This window comes from Microbacterium sp., from assembly GCF_029263575.1.
Classification (GTDB): Bacteria; Actinomycetota; Actinomycetes; order Actinomycetales; family Microbacteriaceae; genus Microbacterium.
On record NZ_JAJUFV010000217.1, the window covers coordinates 1 to 3766 of the forward strand.

5 protein-coding genes and 1 pseudogene are annotated in these 3766 nt (G+C 66.9%); 2 read left to right on the plus strand and 4 right to left on the minus strand.

Annotated elements, in window-relative coordinates:
• The 4 genes from Q1J95_RS15075 to Q1J95_RS15090 form a co-directional block, all read right to left on the minus strand.
• A partial coding sequence (locus tag Q1J95_RS15075; protein WP_300269111.1) for a phosphoribosylformylglycinamidine synthase subunit PurQ occupies window positions 1-218 on the minus strand: 218 nt, incomplete at its 3' end.
• Window positions 215-463 (minus strand): phosphoribosylformylglycinamidine synthase subunit PurS, encoded by a 249-nt coding sequence (gene purS, locus Q1J95_RS15080; protein WP_300269113.1) that lies wholly within the window; start codon window positions 461-463, stop codon window positions 215-217. The genes purS and Q1J95_RS15075, both read right to left, overlap by 4 nt.
• A 47-nt stretch (window positions 464-510) precedes the next feature.
• Window positions 511-1041, minus strand: coding sequence for an adenine phosphoribosyltransferase (locus Q1J95_RS15085; RefSeq protein ID WP_300269116.1), 531 nt, complete (start codon window positions 1039-1041; stop codon window positions 511-513).
• A gap of 49 nt (window positions 1042-1090) precedes the next feature.
• Window positions 1091-1837 carry a hypothetical protein gene (locus Q1J95_RS15090; protein ID WP_300269118.1) on the minus strand — a complete coding sequence of 249 codons (747 nt, stop codon included), beginning with the start codon at window positions 1835-1837 and terminating at the stop codon, window positions 1091-1093.
• Window positions 1838-2051: 214 nt separating this feature from the next.
• On the opposite strand from Q1J95_RS15090, the gene Q1J95_RS15095 reads away from it, so the two are divergent.
• Entirely contained in the window at window positions 2052-3362 is a 1311-nt protein-coding gene (locus Q1J95_RS15095; RefSeq protein ID WP_300269119.1) for an extracellular solute-binding protein, read from the plus strand.
• A pseudogene (locus Q1J95_RS15100) lies at window positions 3362-3766 on the plus strand (sugar ABC transporter permease); the annotation flags it as partial. The gene Q1J95_RS15095 and the pseudogene Q1J95_RS15100, both read left to right, overlap by 1 nt.

A 3766-nucleotide genomic window follows, 5' to 3' on the forward strand; every position in this document is an offset into this window, starting at 1 on the left:
ACCTCGGACATGATCGGCGAGAGCGCGGCGATCGCGCCGCTTCGCAGGTAGTCGCCGTAGCTGAAGCCACCGGGAAGGACGAGCGCGTCGACGCCTTCGAGGTCGTGCGATCCGTGCCAGAGGGCGACGGGCTCGGCGCCGGCGAGTCGGACAGCGCGCTGCGCGTCGCGGTCGTCGAGCGATCCAGGCCAGGTGATGACGCCGATGCGGACGCTCACTCGACGACCTCGATGCCGACGACATCCTCGATGACCGCGTTGGAGAGCACGTCATCGGCGAGCCTCTTGACCTCGGCGAGTACGGCATCCGTGACTTCGCCGTCGACCGTGAGCTCGAAGCGCTTGCCGATGCGCACATCGCTGAAGGAGGTCACACCCTTGCGTGCGAACGCGCCGGAGACGGCCTTCCCCTGCGGGTCGAGCAGTTCGGACTTGGGCATGACGTCGACGACGATGGTGGGCATGAACGGCTCCGAATGTCGCAGGAAGGCGGGCGAGTTCAGTCTATCCGTTAGGAGCGGAAGACCGTGTGCAGGTCGCCGATCAGCTCGCGCCCGCCGAGTCCGTCGATCTCGAACAGCACCGAGATGCCTGCGACGTGCGAGCCGAGCCGTTCGACCAGCTGGCGGCCCGCTGCGAGCGTGCCACCGGTGGCGAGCACGTCGTCGATCAGCAGCACGCGTGAGCCGGCGGGCAGGTCATCGTGCATCTCGATCGTGGCGGTGCCGTATTCGAGGGCGTAGTCGACGGATGCCGCGGGCCGGGGCAGCTTTCCGGCTTTGCGGATCGGAATTAAACCGACGTTCGCGACGATGGCCGCGGCGCTCGCGATCAGAAACCCGCGAGCCTCGATGCCGGCGATGACGTCGAACTGCCCCGCGAACGGCTCGATGATGGCCTCGGTCGTGGCCCGCAGGGCCTCGGCGTCGGCCAGCAGCGGCGTGATGTCGCGGAACAGCACCCCGGCCTCGGGGTAGTCGGGGACGCTGCGGATCAGCGATTCGGCGCGGGTGAGGGCAGGGGAAAGGTGGGCAGAGGGCACCGATCAAGGGTACCTGAGCGCCTGCGCGCCGCGGACGGGCCCGGGTCGGCTATTGCAGCGACCCGAGCGGTCTGCGATCGAGCGCGTCGATGTCGTGGTCGATGATGCCGCGGTGCGCGAGCGTTTCGAGAACGCGGCGGCGTGCGTCGAGCAGCGCAGTCATGTCGTGCACCGAGAGCGTGGTCAGCGCGGAGCGTGACACGGCAGGGCCGGACGGCTCAGGTGGCGCAGCCGGGGTGCGCCGAGCCCCGAACGAGATGGCCAGGCCGCTGCCGAGGGCGATGCCGAAAGCCAGTGCGATCGGCAGCGCACGCGCGTCGAATCCCTGCGGCAGGTAGTCGGACCTGTCGCGCACGAGAGCGAACAGCGACAGGCCGGCGAAGACGGCGATGCCGAAGGCGAGACCGGCGGAGAACGTGTCGCGTTCGCGCCCGGAGCGCAGCCACATCACCAGCAGCCCGAGTCCCTCCGCACACGCGATGGCGAAGCAGATCGCCGCCATCCACAGACGGGTATCGAGGGTGAGGTCGATGGTGAACAGGCGCATGATGCCGTCGTGCACGAAGAGCATCGAATCGACGAAGGCGACCCATCCGGCGATGGGGACCAGCAGCAGCACGGTCATGAGGATCACCGCTCCGATGCCGGATGCTGCGCCGGTCCGGCCCGGGCGCTTTCTCGAGCCGCCGGGAACCCCGGCGGCGAGGACGCGATCTTCCACCTCGCGTAGCCCGGAGAACTGCGTCGCGGGCACCGTCTTGGCCCAGGACGCCGGTGTCTGCTGCGCATCGCTCACAGACAGCATCCTGCCATGGGGGTCTCGGTGCGCGGGGAAGAGCGGGATTGACGTGGGCGATGCGGGCTTGACATCTGTGGGATGCGGGCTTGACATGTTTGGGAGCGCTCCCATACAGTGACTGTTCGATACGTGGGAGCGCTCCCGCAGCAGATCCGCGCATCGACTCGAACGACACCCGCACCACCTCGAACACCACACAAAGGAGTGAATTGTGAACACACGTACCCGTCGACGGATGCTGACGACAGCTGCCGTCGCATCCGTATCCGCACTTGCGCTGGCCGGCTGCGCCGGCGGCACGGACTCGGGAGATTCCGGAAGCGCCGATGAGAAGGTCACCCTGACCATCACCACCTTCGGCACCTTCGGATACGAAGAGCTCTACGAGGAGTACGAAGACCTCAACCCGAACGTCACCATCGAGGCGACCAACATCGATACCGGCGGTAACGCCCGCACCGACGCGTTCACGAAGATCGCCGCAGGCTCGGGTCTCAGCGACATCGTCGCGATCGAAGAGGGCTGGCTCGGTGCCATCATGGACGTTTCCGACACCTTCGTCGACCTGCGCGACTACGGCATCGAAGATCGCAAGGACGACTGGGTCGACTGGAAGTACGACCAGGGCACCGACGCTGACGGCCGCGTGATCGGCTACGGCACCGACATCGGCCCCACGGGCATCTGCTACAACGGTCCGGCGTTCGAAGCGGCGGGCCTGCCCAGCGATCGCGAGAGCGTCGCAGAGCTGCTCGACGGCGACTGGGCGAACTACTTCGAGGTCGGACAGGAGTACACCGACACAACCGGCAAGGCCTGGTACGACCACTCCGGATTCGTCTGGAACTCGATGGTCAACCAGCTCGAAGAGGGGTACTACACCGCTGACGGCGAGCTCAACGTCGAGGGCAACGGCGAGCTCAAGGAGCGCTTCGAGCTGTTGGGCGAAGCAACCGAAGGTGGCCAGTCCGCGGCCCAGGCCGCCTGGGACTGGAACGGTGGCAAATCGTTCGTCGACGGCACCTTCGCCACGTTCGTCTGCCCGGGGTGGATGCTCGGTACCATCGCCGGCCAGCTCGAAGCCGGCGGCGGCGACGCCTCGACCGGCTGGGACTTCGCCGACGTCTTCCCCGGCGGCGCGGCCAACTGGGGCGGCGCGTTCCTCTCGGTTCCCGAGACGTCCGAGCACAAAGAGGCGGCCGCTGCTCTCGCCGACTGGCTGACCCAGCCCGAGCAGCAGGTCAAGCAGTCTGAGGCCGCGGGTAACTTCCCGTCGACCGTTCAGGCACAGGAAGAGCTCGCAGCGGCCGCGGCGCCGAACCCGCTGTTCAACGATGCCCCCACCGGTGCGATCCTCGCCGAGCGTGCCAAGGGCGTCGTCGCGCAGTTCAAGGGCGCCGATGACTCGGTCATCCAGGAGAACGTCTTCGGCCCGGCCCTCAGCGGCCTGGATCGTGGCGAGCTGAACACCCAGCAGGCCTGGGATGAAGCGATCTCGCTGCTGAACGACCTGGTCGGCTGATGAACGCTTCGACAGGCTCAGCGACCCAGGCGACGGTCTCAGCGACCCAGGCGACAGCGTCAGCGATCGTGGACGTGGCCGCTGAGCCTGTCGAAGCCCCGCGTGGGAGACGCGGTTCTCGTCGACACCGCCTCTCCCGGTTCGACCAGAACGCCTCGCCGTATTTCTACGTATCGCCGTTCTTCCTGCTGTTCGGGCTCGTCGGCCTGTTCCCGTTGCTGTACACGGTCTACGTGGCGGTGTTCGACTGGGACCTGCTCAAAGGTCAAGGCGATTTCGTCGGGGCAGGGAACTTCATCGAGATTCTCGGCGACGGAATGTTCTGGAACTCGATCGTCAACACCCTGAGCATCTTCCTGCTCTCGGCGATCCCGCAGCTCACCGTCGCGCTGATCGTCGCCTAC